Origin of the sequence: Bacillus sp. FSL H8-0545, from assembly GCF_038006105.1 — a bacterium.
In the GTDB taxonomy this organism is placed as follows: domain Bacteria; phylum Bacillota; class Bacilli; order Bacillales; family Bacillaceae_G; genus Bacillus_A; species Bacillus_A cereus_U.
Genome location: NZ_JBBOUO010000001.1, coordinates 3,367,443 through 3,383,653, shown reverse-complemented (window position 1 = coordinate 3,383,653; position 16,211 = coordinate 3,367,443). Strand labels below are relative to the sequence as shown.

Sequence of the window (16,211 nt, the reverse complement as noted above, 5' to 3'; positions counted from 1 at the left end):
TGCAGAATAGGTACTTATTATAGGATAACCTTCATGAAAAGTAGGATAGGGGGAGATTTAATGCGTTTAAGTGAATTAAGTGGCAAAGAGATTGTGGATTTAGAAAGAGCAGAAAAAATGGGAGTTTTAGGTCATGCAGATTTAGAAATTGATGAGAGAGATGGACAAATACAAGCGCTTATTATACCTACTGGGAAATGGGGAGGTTTTAAAAGAGAACAGCAAGAAGTGAGAGTAGAGTGGAGCAAAATTAAGAAGGTGGGAAATGATATGATACTTTGTGATCTTACGAACCATTCAAGATCGGAGTGAAAGATGACCATTTTGGTTGTCTTTTTTTATTTTTATATAAAGTGAAGGCTTTTACGAGCAGCCTGTGACGGCCTCCTAACTTCTTTGTTTCAGCCGAATTTTGAGGAGGCAGTCTTACTCCTCGCAAATAGCGGGATAAAGAAGTTAAATCACGTGTGCTTTTTGTTTTTTAATCACCTCAAACCCGTACATTACATATGATGTGGAGGAAAAAGAAAAAGTAGGCATTTTTCTTATAAATGAAAGAAAAAGAAGGTGAATTAGAGAATGTTGACTGAGATGCATATTGCTGTCATAGGAGGAGACGCACGACAGCTAGAAGTAATTCGCAAGCTAGTCGAACTGGACGCAAAACTTTCATTAATAGGGTTTGAACAGTTAGACCATGGCTTCACAGGGGCAGCAAAAGAAAGTATACAAGATTTAAATTTCACTTCTTTAGATGCGATTATTTTGCCGGTTGCAGGGACGAATGCCAAAGGAGAAGTAGATACTATTTTTTCAAATGAAAAAGTTTCCATAACGAAAGAACAAATTGAAAAGACGCCAGAAAACTTTACTATATATTCAGGTATTGGTACACCTTACTTGGAAAATCTCGTATCTACTACAAATCGCAAACTTGTAAAATTATTTGATCGTGATGATGTTGCAATCTATAACTCTATTCCGACCGTAGAAGGTACACTAATGATGGTTATTCAACATACTGATTACACAATTCATGGATCGAATGTAATGGTTTTAGGATTTGGTAGAACTGGTATGAGTGTTGCAAGAGCCTTTCAATCATTAGGAGCACATGTCAAAGTTGGAGCAAGACGTTCGGAACATATTGCTCGTATTACAGAAATGATGTTTTCTCCTTTTCATATGCAAGACATAGAGAAAGAAGTAGGTAATATCGATATTGTTATTAACACAATTCCGCATCTCGTTGTGACAGCGAATGTTATTTCAAAAATGCCAGCTCATACGCTAGTTATTGATTTAGCTTCTAAGCCAGGTGGCACGGACTTTCGCTATGCGGAGAAGCGTGGAGTGAAGGCACTATTAGCACCTGGTCTTCCTGGGATTGTTGCACCGAAAACAGCAGGACAAATATTAGCGAATGTTCTTTCTCAGTTATTAATAGCAGATGCAATCGCAAAGGAGGAGGATGAGAAATGAGTTTGAAGGGGAAACGAATTGGTTTCGGATTTACAGGCTCACATTGTACGTATGAAGAAGTTATGCCGCATTTAGAGAAGTTAATTGCAGAAGGTGCAGAAGTACGTCCGGTTGTTTCTTATACTGTCCAATCAACAAATACTAGATTTGGCGAAGGGGAAGAATGGATTAAAAAGATCGAAGAAATAACAGGGTTTAAAGCAATTAATTCAATTGTCGGAGCAGAACCACTCGGACCAAAAATCCCGCTAGATTGTATGGTGATTGCTCCTTTAACTGGAAATTCGATGAGTAAATTTGCGAATGCGATGACAGATTCTCCAGTATTAATGGCAGCAAAAGCGACGCTTAGAAATGGAAAGCCTGTTGTGTTAGCTGTTTCGACGAATGATGCTTTAGGGTTAAATGGGGTAAATCTAATTACACCAACAAGGTGACGACAAAGCGCGAACGCTTATATGTCGCCATCTTGAGGGAGCTTAGGATAAAGCACAAGTTCGAAATCATCGAGCCTTTGCCACTTTTCTTTCTTATAAACAGCCTTTTCTAAAATCGACTTTAGGAGGCTGTTTTTCATTTTTGGATCATCTGTTTTAAAGTACAGATCAAGAACATGCTCTACTTGAGGTATTGTATCTTTCTTCACTTTTTCCTTCTTAATTTCTGTTTTAATTTCTTTCTTTAAGTTTTCCATCGTGGAAGTAATTTCATTGATACGGTCGGAAATAACTTTTGAACGTTCTAAAAACATATCTACGGTATAAACGCCACGCTCTAATAAATCGTGTAAATTATTTTTTTGTTTTTGGACATCCACTAATTCTTTCTCAAGCTTTCGTAATGCAGCTTCATTCATTTGAATAACTTGTGTTTCTTTTAATTTGTCACCTTGCTTATGTTTTTCAAAATCAGCTTTATAATTGATATACCATTCTTTTAATGCCTCGAGTAAACGCTTCTCAATTAATTCAGTATAGCTGGATTTGTTTTCGCAGCCACGGTGTTTACAATCCATAGTTTCCTTTCGGTTTTTCGGATAACGTTGGACCATACTATAACCACATTTACTACATTTAATAATGCCAGCTAGAGGATTTTTAATTCCGTTCGTATTGTAAGGAACGTGATATCTTGAGTTTAATTTTTCTTGTACTTGCTCAAACAAACTTTCCGGTATGATTGGCTCATGTTTGCCAGCAGCAATAATCCAATCTGATTTATCTTGACGTGCGCAACTTCTTTTTACAGCGTCAGGACGTTTTACTTCTTTTCGTTTTTGCCACGTTACTTTTCCGATGTACACATTGTTCTTTAATATATCTAAGATGCTATAAGGATTCCATTCATTACCTAGCTTACTTTTGTAGCCAAGATCATTTAACTTGCTTCTAATTGCACTCGCACCCATATCCTCGCTTGCATACCAATCAAATATCATTCTTACGACAGAAGCTTCTTCTGAATTAATCGTTAACGTACGTTCGCGCTTATTTAAACGATGTATATCATACCCGAATGGTGCATGTGTGCCGAGGTAATTACCAGCCTCTACACTTGCGATACGGCCGCGTTGCATACGGCGTGTAATAATCTTTAATTCCTTACGTGCCATAAACGCTTCAAATTCGCTGTATTCTTCATCCCACTCATCATTAAGGTCATAAGTCTTCCGTGGTGTCATAATCTTCGTATTCGAGCGTTTAAACGTCTCTAAAATGATTCCTTGCTCTTTCATACCACCACGACCTAAACGGTCCATATCCATGCAAAGAACAGCATCATATTTGTTATCTTCAATTTCTTCAAGTAGCGCCAACATTTCAGGGCGTTTCACTAGGCTCTCACCAGAAACAATTTCCTCACGGACAGCTAAAATATTTAAGTTCATTTCCTTGGCAATTTTCAACAGGGTAGAGCGGTGCTTGGCTAAAGTTTCGCCTTCGCCACGTGCTTCGGCTTCGAGATCGGCACGGGATTTTCTTAGGTAGATTGCGGTTTTCATAGTAGTACCTCCTCAATAATATGTATTATATGAAAAACAAACATTGTGAAGAAATAAATATGATAATTAATAAAAGAAAGGCCTCTTAAGGGAGGCGCACCTTTTATTTTTATGTTAATTATTGTGTATAAGTTGTTTTTGAATCACTGGGAAACGTTCTCTGTTCTCAATTCATTTGTGTTTATATCGAGTTCTTGAAATGGAGTATACTTTAAATATATTTTTGAAGAAAAATCGCAAACATAAAAAGTTTTTCTAGAGAGGTCCCCACCATGATATAAAACTGATTTTTTATCATCGATAATATAAGCGTGGATTAATGGAGTTTGTTTTAATTCTTCTTCAGTGAGAATATCTACTAGATATTCTGTAGTAGAAGGTTTCTTTTTTGTTTGATTTGCAACTAAGTTTAAAAATAAACTATACAAAAGAGCAAATAAAATTATAGCAGGCATTGCAAGCCAACTCTTACTAGTAACCACTAAATAGGAAATAGGATAGAACCAAATTAAACTTAATATCATATTCGCCAATCCCCATTTGCGGGCTTTAGAATATTTTTGTACCGGCAAGTCTTTTTGAAAAGCGTAAATAAAAACGGGTACGAAACAGCATATAGAAATCATCATAAATAGCAGCCCAAACGTCCCTAGGTATAAACTCCAATTATGGGATGGTTTTTCAAATTGACAGAATGCAATTAATGGCATTAAATACATTGCAAAAAACAATAGAAACCAATCGGAAAGGAATTGAAAATCAGTAAGTTTTTTTTGTTCAGATTTATTCAGGAACAATTTGTCAAATTCGTTAAAAGTTTTAAATTTAATGCGAAATTGATAGAATGCAATAGCATTAGTTATCAGGGCAATTAGTAAAGTAATAATTGGTCCAATAAATTTATCCATAGTAATTTCACAACTCCTTAAGTTTTTGATTTAGAGTTACGGTATAAATCTAGCAATTGCTTGTATAAATGACTTGATATAGCTGTACTTAATAACTATCGCATCAATTAAGTAATAATTTCAACGTAAATGATTATTGTACAGTAACAAATTTTTTAAACGAGCAAAATCCCTTGGAACGCCATGAATTTCTGCTATTTCTTGAATTGATAGATTAGTATTCTGATATTCAGAAATCATTTCATCAGATAATAGAAGTTCGACTGCAAATGTATTTGCTTCAATTTCTAATCGATCTACAGAGTATAGAGTTTTATTTCTTAAAAATGGAGTATTTGCTTTTGGGTGTAATAGAGCATGTCCAAGTTCATGAGCGCACACAAAACGTTGAGTGGTTTCGTCGATTTGATTATTAATATGAATGAATTTAAAGCGTTTGTATGTGTTGTAAAAACCAAGAGTATTCCCAAGGTCTTCAAACAACACTATAATATTTTTTCGTCTAGCAATTTCAAATGGATTTGTTGTTTCATGTTTTTCTGCGATTTTGAGTGCGTATTCTTTAATTTCCATTTCTCGCTCCGTTCAATCTTTTTTATACTTGTTTGGAGTGAATTTTTGTTTTGCTAATTGTTTTGCCATGCGCATTGAGTTCTCCAGAGAAATACGAATCATTTCTTTTGTATGGTCGTCTATTGGTTCTCCGTCAAACATTAACGCTTCATCACTGTTTTCTAAATCCTTTAATGTTTTTTCTAAGTCACGTGCAATATCACGACTATCTTTTTTTGTTAAGTCAGGAAGTGTATTGGATACTCTTGATTCATCTTCTCTTCCTAATAAATAATCTGTTGTTACTCCTAAAACATTAGCTAAATCTTTTAGCATTTCGTTTGAGGGAGTGCTATGTCCGTTCTCATAGTTACTAATGGTGCCCTTAGTGGTATTTACTTTATTCGCTAATTCTTGTTGAGTAAGTTGACGTGTTTTACGTGTTTCTTTTAATCTTTGTTTCAACATTTTTAGCACCTCCCGTTAATAAAAAGTACAAAGATATTGTACCTTATACAAATGAAATATTAAACTTTGTACAAGAATATTGTACAAATGCATTGACGTACAAGAATCTTATACTTATAATTAAAGTACAAATTACTTATACAAGGGGCGAGAAAGTGAACAAAAATATTAAGTTAATTAGAGCTAGGAAAAAAAGTAAGTTAACGCAACAAGAACTTGCAGGTAGAATGCAAGTTACAAAATCTACAATAAGTAATTGGGAAAATGGTTATAGTAATCCAAATCTTGAAAAAGCTATAAGATTGGCTGCCATTCTTGGGTGTGATGTCAAAGATTTAATTTGATGCATGATAGTACAAGAATCTTATACTTTATAGTTGGGAAGTGGGTGGAAAAATGACAGCAACTAACATGGCAGTACCAACAGATTCGTCGCATAAACATATAAAAAGCACTTCAAGAGGTGACACCATGAGCCAACAAGAAGAATATGCAGCGACTTATGAATTTGGAAAAACGAAAGTCCATGTTGTGGCTCCTGAGCCAAAATCGCAAAAGGATATTGATAAACTCCTTCAAGCATATTACAAGGCTGGTTGGGCCATCATCAAAGAAATGCAAGTGAAAGAAAACATTGAGGAATAGTTCCTCTCTTTTTACATGAAAAATAGACAAGTTACATATGTACTAAATTCATTGTAACCATTTGAAAACTAAATATGGAGGCGAACAGATATGGGAACAAGCATATACTGCAATTCAGCAATAGGGGAATTATTACAGAATGCTAGAGAGTGTTGTGATAATGTTCAGCTGAAAACGAAGAAAGGACTATCTAAGTACCTTGGCATTACACATGAACGCTTAACTCGTATTGAATCTGGACTTTCTAAACCAGAATTTGAGCTTGCGATGGATTGGTGTCATGCAACAGGAGCAAAGTTAAATCAACAAGCAATCAAACATATTTATGGTGTTGGTTTACCACCTACAGATCCACGTTTAACTCAAGATGTAAATCTACAATTGATGAACTACATTAAACAAGCTGAAGAGGGGATTGTGGCAGCAAAGGAAATCATGAACTTACAAGTTGCAACAAGGTCATGGAAGCTTGATGAAAAAAAGAAACATGAATACGCAGTTCATGCAAAAGAAATCTTCGATACAATCCAAGCTACTCAATGTGTAGTACAAGCTCTTGAGCAAGTTCATTTTGGCATTATGGAACAAATACAAAGAAGTTGGTTGCAAAAGGCTATGGCGGAGAACGTTATTATTCAATCGGTGGATAGCTTAATGACTTTAACAAAAGTGCTGTAAAGGAGGAAGAAAAATGACGGTAGATTATAAGAAACCAAGTTTAAGAGAATATAAGGAACTAATTCGCTATGATGCAAAACTAACTGATGAAATTAAAATAGCGAAAATACTTGGTGAGGATTCAAAATTAGTTGAATTAAAGCAAGAGAAGAAGTTAGTGAAGATTCGAATCAAAATTATTGAAGCATCATTCATTTTAAAACATAAATGGGCAAAAGAAAAAGCTACCGCCTGAGAACAGTAGCTGGCAATATATTTTACAAAATAATTATAACATTTTATTCATTATTTGGACAAGCTACTGTGCTTGTCGTTACAACCAGAAAGGGATTGTTCCTCCATCCCCTACAATGCACCTTTCTGGTTGTAACGATGCGTACAGCATCAACTCAAATAGAAAGGAGATGTAATTCATGACACATAAATACGATCGTCTTCATGATCTAGTTCTCCCAGGAGACTTTTCATTTGCGAATAAACTTCATAACTGTATGGTTGCATGTATTCATAACATGTTTTATGCAAAATCAGCCGAAGAATCAAATCATTGGGAAGAAGAACTGGAACGATGTATGAAAGAATTTAAAATGCTTCGTGATACAAAAGAAGAACATGAGGCATCGATGAGTTATCGTGTAGTGATTAAAGATTTAAGAGCAAGAGGAGTTAATGCCTCTTTAGTAACACGTAGAAAATAAAAAATCTACCACTTGGCAGAGTGATAGATAAATAGCTTTGGAAAAAATATTTGAATTAATTATATCAAATTAGCATTCGTATAACAACGGAGTGTGTTGCATGCTTTTAGACAAATCATTACATAGAGTGTTGCTGAACCCTAAGGTATTTCAGCAAGCAACCTCAGAGCAACACCTAATTTACTTAGTAAACCAATATCTCAAAATAGGATACAAGAATTATCGCTTATTACGTGTAGAGGACGGATTTGCGATATGTAAACGGGAGGATGAATAATATGGCAGTTTATAGACCAGTACATGTTTCATTTTGGCAGGATTCATTTGTTTTAGATCTTACACCGGAGGAAAAGTATTTCTACTTATATTTGATGACAAACAGTAAAACATCTCAATCAGGAATCTATGAGCTTCCACTTCGTATCATTGAAACTGATACAGGGTACAACCGCGAAACTGTTATGAAGCTATTAGAACGCTTTGCAGAGTACGGGAAAATTAATTACAACAAAAAAACAAAAGAGTTGTTCTTAATCAACTGGTTAAAATTCAATCCGATTAAAAATGTGAACATTGAAAAGTGTGTATTAAAAGAAATTCAATCTGTGAAGGACCAGGATTTTTTAGTTGATTTCTATGAAACTTGCTTGGAATTAGAAGTACAACAAGAATTTAAGATTCCAAGAATTAAGGAGTATTTATCGGCACGTTTGGAGGGGCTTATAAGGGGCTTCCAAGACCCTAGCAAGGAAGAAGAAGAAGAAAAAGAAGAAGAACAACAACAAGAAAAACGCGCAGGCGCTGAAGAAGTCGTTGAGGTTAATCCAATTTCTTTTTACGAGCAGAATTTCGGATTCATTACACCTTTTATCGCAGATGGTATTCACGCTTGGATAGATGATTTAAATGCAGAGCTAGTTGTAAAAGCTATGGAGATTGCTTTAGAGAAAAATACGAGAAACATGTCTTACGTAAATACGATTTTACGAGATTGGCATCTTAAAGGTTTTAAAACGATAGCAGATGTGGAGGTGGCTGATAAAGCATTTCGCGCTCAACGATTAACAAAAGTGCAACAGCCGACACAAATACCTTATCAACAAAAAGGCTTATCGGAATCTACTAAAAACGTAATACAGCAGCAACAATCATGGGAACAAAACATTCCAACGGATGAAGAACTTGCAAAACTTAATCAACAGAATGGATGGATGGTTCAATGAGTAACGATATGATTCGTAACGCAGAAGCTGAACAAAGTGTTTTAGGTAGTATTATTCAAGAAGGTGATTTAATTAAAGATTGCCAACTAAAGCCAAAGCAGTTCTCTAATCCGACACATCAAGCGATTTTTAAAGCGATGAGAGAGTTAGAAGATGCTGAGGTTCCAATAGATCTTGTCGCTCTCATGGGAAAATTCGATGAAAGCTTTATGAATCAAATTGGTGGAATTGAATTCTTTGTAAACCTGACAGAAGTTGTAACAACAACTAAAAACTTCTCGTATCATGAAGGTTTAGTGATTGAAGCTTGGAAGATGCGACATGCTCAAGAGGTTGCTGGCAACTTATATAATCATCTTCAGCATGAAAGAGATATAAATGCTATTAGTACATCGATTGATGAACTAAGCGCTATTGAAGAAACAGGTTATTCAGATGAATTTAATCTAAAGGAAACCCTAGTTGATCTGTATAAGAACATGCAAATTGATGTAGGAGATCTAACCGGTATACCAACTGGTTATGACGACTTAAACAGAATGACAGCAGGACTACAAGAAGGCGATTTAATTATTGTCGGTGCCCGTCCTTCGATGGGGAAAACAGCATTTGTATTAAACATTGCTTTCCATGCAGCGAGTGCTCATACAGCAACAGGAGTCTTTTCGCTAGAGATGGGAGAAGAACAGTTACTTAAGCGTATGATCTCAAGTACTGGAAATATAGATGCTACGAAATTAAAAAACCCTAAAAAGCTATGTAATTTAAAGGATTGGGAAAAGATTAGTCAGGCTATGGGCTTGATAAATGATTTACCACTAGAAATATACGATAAAGCCAATGTAACGATGCAAGAGATTTACGCAAAGACTAGGAAACTAAAGCGCAAATACCCAGACAAAAAGGTGTTAGTCGCAATTGATTACTTGCAGCTTATTGTAGGTGACCCAAAGCACAAAGGAAATCGTATGCAAGAGATTGGTGAGATTAGTCGTAAGCTAAAACTTATGGCAAGAGAGCTAAATGTATGTGTGGTTGCATTATCACAGTTAAGCCGTGCTGTTGAAAGTAGACAAGATAAAAGGCCGTTACTCTCAGACTTACGTGAAAATGGTCAAATTGAGCAAGATGCGGACTTGATTGCATTCTTATATCGTGAAGATTATTACGACCGTGAAACGGAAAATAAAAACATAACAGAAATCATTTTAGCGAAACAGAGAAACGGTCCAGTTGGTGTTGTTGAACTAGCATTCATTAAAGAGTTTAGTAAGTTTGTAAATTTAGAGCGGAAGTTCAGTCACCAACAGGAGGCCTAATCATGTTGTTACGTCAGGAAGTAGAGCGTAGAAAACTAGCAATCATTCGTAAATTATTGGGATTAGGACTATCGGAAATTAATGGGCAAACATTAGATCAACTAACATTAACGCAGCTTGAAGGAATCTTAATTGCAAGCTTGCAGGTATTGGAGGGAACAAGCGATGACAAAGCAGCTAACAATTTTTGATGTTGAACGAGTTGTGTCATTTGATCCTAAGAAGGCTCATGTTCATCGGTTAAATTCTAAACTACGTTTTGCTGACGTTGTTGTACAAATACCACGCCAAGCAAAGGCGATTGACGAATTAAAACCAACGACAGCGCCAGATGATCGTTACGAATTATTTGAGGATTACACAATTGGGATTTGGCGTTATAAGCGAGTGGAGGATAAACAGTTTGATTGGGAAGAAGCTGAAGAGATATGTAAGCGAGCAAGGGATAGCAAAGAGCCGATTCCAATACGGCTTCATCTATCCTTGGAACAATCGTTTGTTCCGGAGAATGTTGTGCAGTATTTATAAGCAAATAAAAAAGCCGAGAATACTCCCGACTACTTTCGACAAAGTAATTATATCATGGGAGTGGTGAATGTGGCGATTATTAAAGAAGATATTGCAGAAATGAGAGCGGAAATTTCTTTAGCTGAAAATATGGTTTATATCGTGAAAGATGGACAAGTTCGTCAAATAGAGCCGCCGATAAGTGGTCATGGTGAGCAGTCCTTGATATACAAGAATAAAAAAGTAATTCGTATTGAAAAACGAGAATCAGAGTTGATTTAGCCTAGCTTTTATTTTTTTAAACAAGTTGGAAATTGGGGTAATAATAAACCTTGAATTTTGTTCAGGATGAAGACTCAGTGAACAATTAATGAATATAAGGAGAAATCCCTGCGGGGGCAAGGATTTCGGAGGGGAGAGGCTATTGTCGTACTGTGTCGAAATTTGGCGTATTCGACAAATTAATATTATCACGAATTTTCAAGTAATTGTGATGTTCGATGTGTCAAAAATGTGTACGAATTTCACATAAAAGCGTTATTGTAAAGAAAAAGAACAGCTAGCAAAAGCTAACTGCTGTACTTAATTTATGGCTTATTCCAAAAAAGAGACATACCACCAAAATATAAAATTATTAAAAGGAAAATTACTATGAAAATAACTGAAGAAATCTTTTTCCATGAGTTTTTCATCAATAGACCTCCTTTATTAAGAATATTAACATCTATCTAATATTTGAACAAAATAGTTATTTTAACAACAAAAGCCCTAGCAGGGGAGCTAGGGCAGGGGATGGGGTATTAAGAATTGCCGAATTAATAACGAATGACATCTTCGAATGAATTTAGTGTAACACACAAACTTGTATACATCTGTTACAAAATCATGAACAAAGGGGAATGAGAGATGAAAGTATCAGAACTGGTTATGAATCTATTTGAAGTAGACAAGAAATACGAAATAACAATCTTTGATCCAGACAATGGTTTTTTTGAATATAAGTGTTTTGTGAATGTGAAAACCGAAGAGAATTTATACATGAATGTTTTTGAACCGTCTGAGATAGGAGGGCATTGGATTCACTGGACAGATGTGGATGCTGTCGAAGAAATTGAATAAAAGCGTTATTTGTGCGACACGTTTCCTCATAAGTGTGCAAACACGAAATAGGAGGGTTATCAATTTGATAACAACAACTGATTGACTGAAAGTAGGAATGAAAGCCGTCAGGTTGAGCTGAAACTACTTATCTGATACTCCTACATGCAAGGCGTGATAGTAGTCACAAATTGTATGAAGCTAGGTGAAGTCGGCTGAACAAAACCTAAGTGAAAAATCATATGGTGATGGATAGGTCGGGATGCTACAAAATATCTATGGTGAGAATGTCCAGATGGACTGGCGAACTTGCGAATGTACGGGTCTAAACGCTTAATACATTAGAAATGTGTATGTCGTCAATGACGACGTTATCTACCGAAAAGTAAGAGTAAATGATATGAAATTCGGAACATCTAACGATGAAGGTGTAAAGATAACAGGCTTAAAGCAAGCACCTAAGGATATATGTATAGCTAAGTCAATTGGAACGTGGTAAGCAAGAAACTGTCATCAAGGCCTACTAGCAGACAGGTGCATATAAGGTTCTAACGAACCGAAATTGCTTCATTCTTGTGAAGGTGGGGACATAGTACCGAAGAAGCATGTAATAAATGTGGAGGGATAGTCCCTAGTCTTGTTCTTTGAAAACTAAATCAATTAGATGTAACTCACAGGATCGAGTAAGATGATGTGACCTTTCGTAAGAAAGGGGAATTAATACATTGGTGAGTACAACATTGTTTGTAATCTAGTTGCTTTAGTATAGAAGAATAAGATGGGGCGCTGTATGCGATGAAAGTCGCACGTACAGTGTTAAGCGGGGGAAAAGATGGAGATAACTTCAAAGTCTTACCTATCGCAACTAATCGAAAAGGGAGAGATGGAAAATATGAAGGATGTAAAAATTGAAGATGTCGGAGAAGAACTAAAAATTATTGTGGATGGTAAGGAAATCGCATGTGCTACTCATATGGCAAAGGCAGTAGCAGAGAATTTATTAGTAGGTTTAGATCAAGCCGGAGCTATTAATCTCACTATTGTAGATTTAACAAAATAGTTATTTGAATGGAAAATAATAAAGCCCTAGCAAGGGAAGCTAGGGCAGGGGATAGGGTATCAAGAATTTTCGGGTCAATAACGAATGACTTCTTCGAATGAGCTTAGTTTAACACACAAATTCTTGTACAGGTGTTACAAAAATATGAACAAAGGGGGAATGAAGAATGAAAATACCAACAATTGTATTTAAAGCTAAAAATAAAGAAAACCGTTACTTATGTAATGGCCCGGATTGCGGTGACTGGAGCGATGAGTTTTTAGACACACAAGAAATCACTGATGCTCTTCACATCATAAAAACAGATTTTAAAAAGCCAACTGAAGAGGATGTACAAAACTTTTATAAGTTCATGGCAAGCCTTCCATTTAATAATGATGTGGAATTTATTAAGAAACACTATGATCCGGTTGATATGGAAATAACGCAGGAACAACTAGAAATTATTCGTATGCATGATGAGTGGTAATTAATACAAAATCCTTATTTTTTATTAAAAACTGCCCTTGTATTCTGGGGTCACAAGGGCAGAAGATATATGGGTTTGCAAAGGGGAATTTGCAAATTCTTATAAATTCTAACACACGCATTTAACCATAGGGGTTACAAAAGTGTAACAAAATCGTTATTTAAATAAAAGAAACCCCGATTGTCTGCGGGGTTCCTAAGGGTAATCGTCAAGTAATGACGTACTCGACTAATTAACGATATCATGAATTTTTTGGTAAAAATACTGGTAAATGTGTCCAAATGAATAGGGCATCATTTTAAACCAAAACGCTATTTTAATCTCAAACAAAAGAGCAGCTAGCAAAAGCTATCTGCCCCGCTTTAAAGGAGAAATCAATTGTTACAGATTGGCGTATTCAAAGTATGGACAGAAATTGGGGATTTATTCAGGCAAAACTAAAAAGAGCACTATCAATTAGTACCCTTTGTAAAAATAGCGTAAGTGGCCAGCTCACGTTATAAAGAAAGGTAGAATTTAATATATTCAAACCCTGCTTAAATGGTGAAAACAAAAGAACAGCTAGCAAAAGCTAACTGATCCATTGCAACTTGTTAACAAAAGAAAAAGGTTGCTATTCAGGAATTGAACAGCTTGTAGATATTATGTGGAAGTTTTGGAATTTTATTCAGATAAATTACAAAAGCAGCTAGCAAAAGCTAACTGCTTAGCCCCAAGGAAGAGAGAGGAGCGCTTGATTAGGTCTAAGGCTGAAATAAGGGTTTTAGATGTTAAGACCTAAGACCTAAATATAGTATAGATCTCACTTCAGAAATTATGCATATAAATTGTATTCCTACAAAAATGGTTAAAAAACAAAGAAGCTAGCTCAATTAGCTAACTGCTTGTTGTACAAAAGAAAATTAGGCCCTACAAGTAAATGATATGTAACTTTAAGTTACAGCTATAGTATAAGCGGAATTAAAAATAGTATGTGGGAGTGAAAATGAGCTTAATAAAAATTTCATTTTGTAGAAAAGGGGAACGGATATGATTATAGATCCACCTAAATCATATCAACATAAAGAAGATGGAACGGTCGTTCAATTATTAGAAATTAATGCTAACGATTGGTATTGCTGGGTTAAATGTTCAGATTGCGTTATAAGACCTATATCAGAGGATATTTTCTTCAGAGATTTCGAACCAATTAAAAGAGCAGCCAGCAAAAGCTAACTGCTCAGTCTTGAAGGAAGTCTCGAATAGTACGGTTACACATAAGAGATTTCTGGCTGTTAAACAGCCTATCTACAGTATTGACGGAATGTTGAGTTTTATTCGTGAAGAAATACGTTTAACTTAATGCATAGCCCACAATCAAAGTTAGTGTTAAAAACACTGATAATAAAAGTGTTAGTAGAACTGTTACTATGCTTCTAAGCATTGAAATCAAATTATCTACTTTAGAGAATCCTTTCATACCAGCAAAAAAAGTTCCTATTGAAAAAATGAGTACAAAAAATAAAGGGTGAAAATAAACGACGTTTATAAAAGATGCATTCATTTCAGGTGTGCATACTTCAAGATATAAAAGAAAAAAAGCAATGCAAACGAATGAAAAAATAAAGGACCATAGATTTATATTATGCTTCATAGGTTGCTCCTTTGTTATCGAAATATTTCTATTAAATTTTAATGGAAAATATAAGAAAAAGATAGTGGCTATAAATTAGAATGAATTTTTCAACAAAATAATCCTTTGAATAGAAAAATAGATAAATTGTGTAAAAATGGTATAATAAATAAAAATTAAATATTTAGTCCTACTGGAAGAACCAGCGGACATCAAACGATAAAGGGCATTAGTGATAGTGTTCTATGGTTTGGTGTCCGTTTTTTTATTTTCATTAATAAAACAGATAAGGAGTGTTTATATATGACGCAATTAACATTCTTACCAAAAATTGATCGTAAAGCAACACAAGTACGTTTAGAAGAGGTTCTTGAAAACGTTCGTATTTATAGACAGTTTGGGATGATTAGAAATGAGATGAAGGTCACAGCTTCTTGCGAGATAAAATATCACGGTCCTACAAACATGGTAGGCAAGCCAGCTGAAGATGTTGCTTTAGCAAATGTTGTAATGAGTGAAAGAGAAGTGAAATTACAACGCTTATCCTTTCAAATTGATAAGGCATTAAGTCGCTTTAGCAAGAATCAAAGAGACATCATTGTAAAGCGATATTTAGAAGATGAAGAAGTCTTTGATTACATGATTTATAACGAGGTTGGAATGAGTGAACGTACATACAGACGCAATAAATCTAATGCTTTTTATAAACTAGCATTTGCTCTTAGATTAGAAGTATATGAGGCAGAAGAGCATTACGGAGGGGATGACCGATGAATTTTGTTCAGCCAATACGTGATCCAGAGCAAATACAACAGATTAAAGAATATCTGAGGGAAAACAATGAGCGCAATTATATTTTGTTTGTAATGGGGATTAATACAGGTTTGCGGATCAGTGATATTTTAAAACTAAGAGTTAGTGATTTAAAAGGAAGCCACATCTCAATGAGAGAAAAGAAGACAGGGAAACAGAAACGTATTCAATTAACTCCATCATTAAAAAGAGAACTACGTTGGTACATTGAAGAAAGAGATGACAATGAGTATTTAATTAAGAGTCGCGAAGGAAAGAATAAACCAATTGGACGCAGCATGGCATATAAGATACTTAGAAGTACGGCATCAGAGTTTGGATTAGATGAGGTAGGTACACATACATTACGTAAGACATTTGGATATCACATGTATATGCAAACAAAGAATATAGCCTTACTTATGGAGATATTTAATCATTCATCCGAAAGAGTTACGTTAAGATACATAGGTGTCAACCAAGATGCAATGGATAAAGCTATGATTAAATTTAAAATATAGCAACATCCTTTTTATTTTTTGTGTTTTATAGTTACCCATTTTTTATGTGTTGTGTAATTCAAAAAAGAAAGTGTTATGAAGCTATGAATATCAAGGGGTTCAACGATAGGGACGGTTACACAAAATATAAGATATGGGTAACTAGTGGTAGTATAATAAATACTTATAGTTTAATAT

Annotated in this window: 23 protein-coding genes and 1 pseudogene; 19 read left to right on the top strand and 5 right to left on the bottom strand. The window is 35.1% G+C overall.

Going from position 1 to position 16,211, the window contains the following annotated elements:
- Positions 1-60: 60 nt before the first annotated feature.
- From MHI07_RS17670 to dpaB, 3 genes and pseudogenes are all read left to right on the top strand, one after another.
- Positions 61-312: a YlmC/YmxH family sporulation protein gene (locus tag MHI07_RS17670; RefSeq protein WP_002160748.1), complete on the top strand. Its 252-nt coding sequence runs from the start codon at positions 61-63 to the stop codon at positions 310-312.
- A gap of 267 nt (positions 313-579) precedes the next feature.
- Positions 580-1,482, top strand: coding sequence for a dipicolinic acid synthetase subunit A (gene dpaA / locus MHI07_RS17665; RefSeq protein ID WP_002160749.1), 903 nt, complete (start codon positions 580-582; stop codon positions 1,480-1,482).
- Positions 1,479-1,904, top strand: a pseudogene (dpaB, locus tag MHI07_RS17660) (dipicolinate synthase subunit B); the annotation flags it as partial. The gene dpaA and the pseudogene dpaB, both read left to right, overlap by 4 nt.
- A gap of 32 nt (positions 1,905-1,936) precedes the next feature.
- On the opposite strand, the gene MHI07_RS17655 reads toward dpaB, so the two are convergent.
- The 4 genes from MHI07_RS17655 to MHI07_RS17640 form a co-directional block, all read right to left on the bottom strand.
- Positions 1,937-3,484, bottom strand: a complete 1,548-nt coding sequence (locus MHI07_RS17655) for a recombinase family protein (RefSeq protein ID WP_340825470.1) — start codon at positions 3,482-3,484, stop codon at positions 1,937-1,939.
- A gap of 143 nt (positions 3,485-3,627) precedes the next feature.
- Complete coding sequence (locus MHI07_RS17650) at positions 3,628-4,392, bottom strand: hypothetical protein (protein WP_340825468.1); 765 nt, start codon at positions 4,390-4,392, stop codon at positions 3,628-3,630.
- 120 nt (positions 4,393-4,512) lie between these two features.
- Complete coding sequence (locus tag MHI07_RS17645) at positions 4,513-4,965, bottom strand: ImmA/IrrE family metallo-endopeptidase (protein WP_105586459.1); 453 nt, start codon at positions 4,963-4,965, stop codon at positions 4,513-4,515.
- A gap of 12 nt (positions 4,966-4,977) precedes the next feature.
- Entirely contained in the window at positions 4,978-5,412 is a 435-nt protein-coding gene (locus MHI07_RS17640; RefSeq protein ID WP_340825467.1) for a helix-turn-helix domain-containing protein, read from the bottom strand.
- 155 nt (positions 5,413-5,567) lie between these two features.
- Between MHI07_RS17640 and MHI07_RS17635 the strand changes: the two genes are divergently transcribed.
- From MHI07_RS17635 to MHI07_RS17570, 14 genes are all read left to right on the top strand, one after another.
- Complete coding sequence (locus MHI07_RS17635) at positions 5,568-5,756, top strand: helix-turn-helix transcriptional regulator (RefSeq protein WP_016105994.1); 189 nt, start codon at positions 5,568-5,570, stop codon at positions 5,754-5,756.
- A 52-nt stretch (positions 5,757-5,808) separates the two neighbouring features.
- Positions 5,809-6,057, top strand: coding sequence for a hypothetical protein (locus MHI07_RS17630; RefSeq protein ID WP_144559582.1), 249 nt, complete (start codon positions 5,809-5,811; stop codon positions 6,055-6,057).
- A gap of 90 nt (positions 6,058-6,147) precedes the next feature.
- Complete coding sequence (locus MHI07_RS17625) at positions 6,148-6,735, top strand: sporulation sigma factor-processing peptidase (RefSeq protein WP_113735520.1); 588 nt, start codon at positions 6,148-6,150, stop codon at positions 6,733-6,735.
- Between the two features lie 13 nt (positions 6,736-6,748).
- Entirely contained in the window at positions 6,749-6,970 is a 222-nt protein-coding gene (locus MHI07_RS17620) for an RNA polymerase subunit sigma (protein WP_340825461.1), read from the top strand.
- 178 nt (positions 6,971-7,148) lie between these two features.
- A complete protein-coding gene (locus MHI07_RS17615; RefSeq protein ID WP_002088134.1) occupies positions 7,149-7,433 on the top strand; it encodes a hypothetical protein in 285 nt (94 codons plus the stop codon).
- Positions 7,434-7,711: 278 nt separating this feature from the next.
- Positions 7,712-8,656 carry a DnaD domain-containing protein gene (locus MHI07_RS17610; protein ID WP_340825459.1) on the top strand — a complete coding sequence of 315 codons (945 nt, stop codon included), beginning with the start codon at positions 7,712-7,714 and terminating at the stop codon, positions 8,654-8,656.
- On the top strand, positions 8,653-9,975 hold the full coding sequence (dnaB, locus tag MHI07_RS17605) for a replicative DNA helicase (protein WP_340825458.1): 1,323 nt from the start codon (positions 8,653-8,655) through the stop codon (positions 9,973-9,975). The genes MHI07_RS17610 and dnaB overlap by 4 nt, the downstream gene beginning before the upstream one ends.
- A gap of 2 nt (positions 9,976-9,977) precedes the next feature.
- Entirely contained in the window at positions 9,978-10,166 is a 189-nt protein-coding gene (locus MHI07_RS17600; RefSeq protein ID WP_002128777.1) for a hypothetical protein, read from the top strand.
- Entirely contained in the window at positions 10,141-10,503 is a 363-nt protein-coding gene (locus MHI07_RS17595; protein ID WP_002192661.1) for a hypothetical protein, read from the top strand. Before MHI07_RS17600 ends, MHI07_RS17595 begins: the two co-directional genes overlap by 26 nt.
- A gap of 69 nt (positions 10,504-10,572) precedes the next feature.
- Positions 10,573-10,764, top strand: coding sequence for a DUF3954 domain-containing protein (locus MHI07_RS17590; RefSeq protein ID WP_002192662.1), 192 nt, complete (start codon positions 10,573-10,575; stop codon positions 10,762-10,764).
- Between the two features lie 624 nt (positions 10,765-11,388).
- Positions 11,389-11,601: a hypothetical protein gene (locus MHI07_RS17585; protein WP_340825454.1), complete on the top strand. Its 213-nt coding sequence runs from the start codon at positions 11,389-11,391 to the stop codon at positions 11,599-11,601.
- A gap of 811 nt (positions 11,602-12,412) precedes the next feature.
- On the top strand, positions 12,413-12,640 hold the full coding sequence (locus tag MHI07_RS17580; protein WP_340825452.1) for a hypothetical protein: 228 nt from the start codon (positions 12,413-12,415) through the stop codon (positions 12,638-12,640).
- 166 nt (positions 12,641-12,806) lie between these two features.
- Positions 12,807-13,109: a hypothetical protein gene (locus MHI07_RS17575; RefSeq protein ID WP_088099820.1), complete on the top strand. Its 303-nt coding sequence runs from the start codon at positions 12,807-12,809 to the stop codon at positions 13,107-13,109.
- Between the two features lie 1,029 nt (positions 13,110-14,138).
- Positions 14,139-14,324 (top strand): hypothetical protein, encoded by a 186-nt coding sequence (locus MHI07_RS17570; protein ID WP_016105986.1) that lies wholly within the window; start codon positions 14,139-14,141, stop codon positions 14,322-14,324.
- Between the two features lie 118 nt (positions 14,325-14,442).
- Here MHI07_RS17570 and MHI07_RS17565 read toward each other — a convergent pair whose 3' ends face one another.
- Positions 14,443-14,742: a hypothetical protein gene (locus MHI07_RS17565; RefSeq protein WP_016105985.1), complete on the bottom strand. Its 300-nt coding sequence runs from the start codon at positions 14,740-14,742 to the stop codon at positions 14,443-14,445.
- A 282-nt stretch (positions 14,743-15,024) separates the two neighbouring features.
- On the opposite strand from MHI07_RS17565, the gene MHI07_RS17560 reads away from it, so the two are divergent.
- On the top strand, positions 15,025-15,495 hold the full coding sequence (locus MHI07_RS17560) for an ArpU family phage packaging/lysis transcriptional regulator (RefSeq protein WP_340825446.1): 471 nt from the start codon (positions 15,025-15,027) through the stop codon (positions 15,493-15,495).
- Entirely contained in the window at positions 15,492-16,034 is a 543-nt protein-coding gene (locus MHI07_RS17555) for a site-specific integrase (RefSeq protein ID WP_340825444.1), read from the top strand. The genes MHI07_RS17560 and MHI07_RS17555 overlap by 4 nt, the downstream gene beginning before the upstream one ends.
- The last annotated feature ends 177 nt before the right edge of the window (positions 16,035-16,211 follow it).

Bases quoted from the DNA above. Each gene is read 5' to 3' on its own strand.
- MHI07_RS17615 (WP_002088134.1), top strand. From the start codon at position 7,149: ATGACACATAAATACGATCGTCTTCATGATCTAGTTCTCCCAGGAGAC.
- MHI07_RS17570 (WP_016105986.1), top strand. From the start codon at position 14,139: ATGATTATAGATCCACCTAAATCATATCAACATAAAGAAGATGGAACG.
- MHI07_RS17580 (WP_340825452.1), top strand. From the start codon at position 12,413: ATGGAGATAACTTCAAAGTCTTACCTATCGCAACTAATCGAAAAGGGA.
- MHI07_RS17560 (WP_340825446.1), top strand. From the start codon at position 15,025: ATGACGCAATTAACATTCTTACCAAAAATTGATCGTAAAGCAACACAA.
- MHI07_RS17600 (WP_002128777.1), top strand. From the start codon at position 9,978: ATGTTGTTACGTCAGGAAGTAGAGCGTAGAAAACTAGCAATCATTCGT.
- MHI07_RS17565 (WP_016105985.1), bottom strand. From the start codon at position 14,742: ATGAAGCATAATATAAATCTATGGTCCTTTATTTTTTCATTCGTTTGC.
- MHI07_RS17655 (WP_340825470.1), bottom strand. From the start codon at position 3,484: ATGAAAACCGCAATCTACCTAAGAAAATCCCGTGCCGATCTCGAAGCC.
- MHI07_RS17620 (WP_340825461.1), top strand. From the start codon at position 6,749: ATGACGGTAGATTATAAGAAACCAAGTTTAAGAGAATATAAGGAACTA.
- MHI07_RS17585 (WP_340825454.1), top strand. From the start codon at position 11,389: ATGAAAGTATCAGAACTGGTTATGAATCTATTTGAAGTAGACAAGAAA.
- MHI07_RS17670 (WP_002160748.1), top strand. From the start codon at position 61: ATGCGTTTAAGTGAATTAAGTGGCAAAGAGATTGTGGATTTAGAAAGA.
- MHI07_RS17650 (WP_340825468.1), bottom strand. From the start codon at position 4,392: ATGGATAAATTTATTGGACCAATTATTACTTTACTAATTGCCCTGATA.
- MHI07_RS17575 (WP_088099820.1), top strand. From the start codon at position 12,807: ATGAAAATACCAACAATTGTATTTAAAGCTAAAAATAAAGAAAACCGT.
- MHI07_RS17610 (WP_340825459.1), top strand. From the start codon at position 7,712: ATGGCAGTTTATAGACCAGTACATGTTTCATTTTGGCAGGATTCATTT.
- MHI07_RS17630 (WP_144559582.1), top strand. From the start codon at position 5,809: ATGACAGCAACTAACATGGCAGTACCAACAGATTCGTCGCATAAACAT.
- dpaA (WP_002160749.1), top strand. From the start codon at position 580: ATGTTGACTGAGATGCATATTGCTGTCATAGGAGGAGACGCACGACAG.
- MHI07_RS17595 (WP_002192661.1), top strand. From the start codon at position 10,141: ATGACAAAGCAGCTAACAATTTTTGATGTTGAACGAGTTGTGTCATTT.
- MHI07_RS17645 (WP_105586459.1), bottom strand. From the start codon at position 4,965: ATGGAAATTAAAGAATACGCACTCAAAATCGCAGAAAAACATGAAACA.
- MHI07_RS17555 (WP_340825444.1), top strand. From the start codon at position 15,492: ATGAATTTTGTTCAGCCAATACGTGATCCAGAGCAAATACAACAGATT.
- MHI07_RS17625 (WP_113735520.1), top strand. From the start codon at position 6,148: ATGGGAACAAGCATATACTGCAATTCAGCAATAGGGGAATTATTACAG.
- dnaB (WP_340825458.1), top strand. From the start codon at position 8,653: ATGAGTAACGATATGATTCGTAACGCAGAAGCTGAACAAAGTGTTTTA.
- MHI07_RS17640 (WP_340825467.1), bottom strand. From the start codon at position 5,412: ATGTTGAAACAAAGATTAAAAGAAACACGTAAAACACGTCAACTTACT.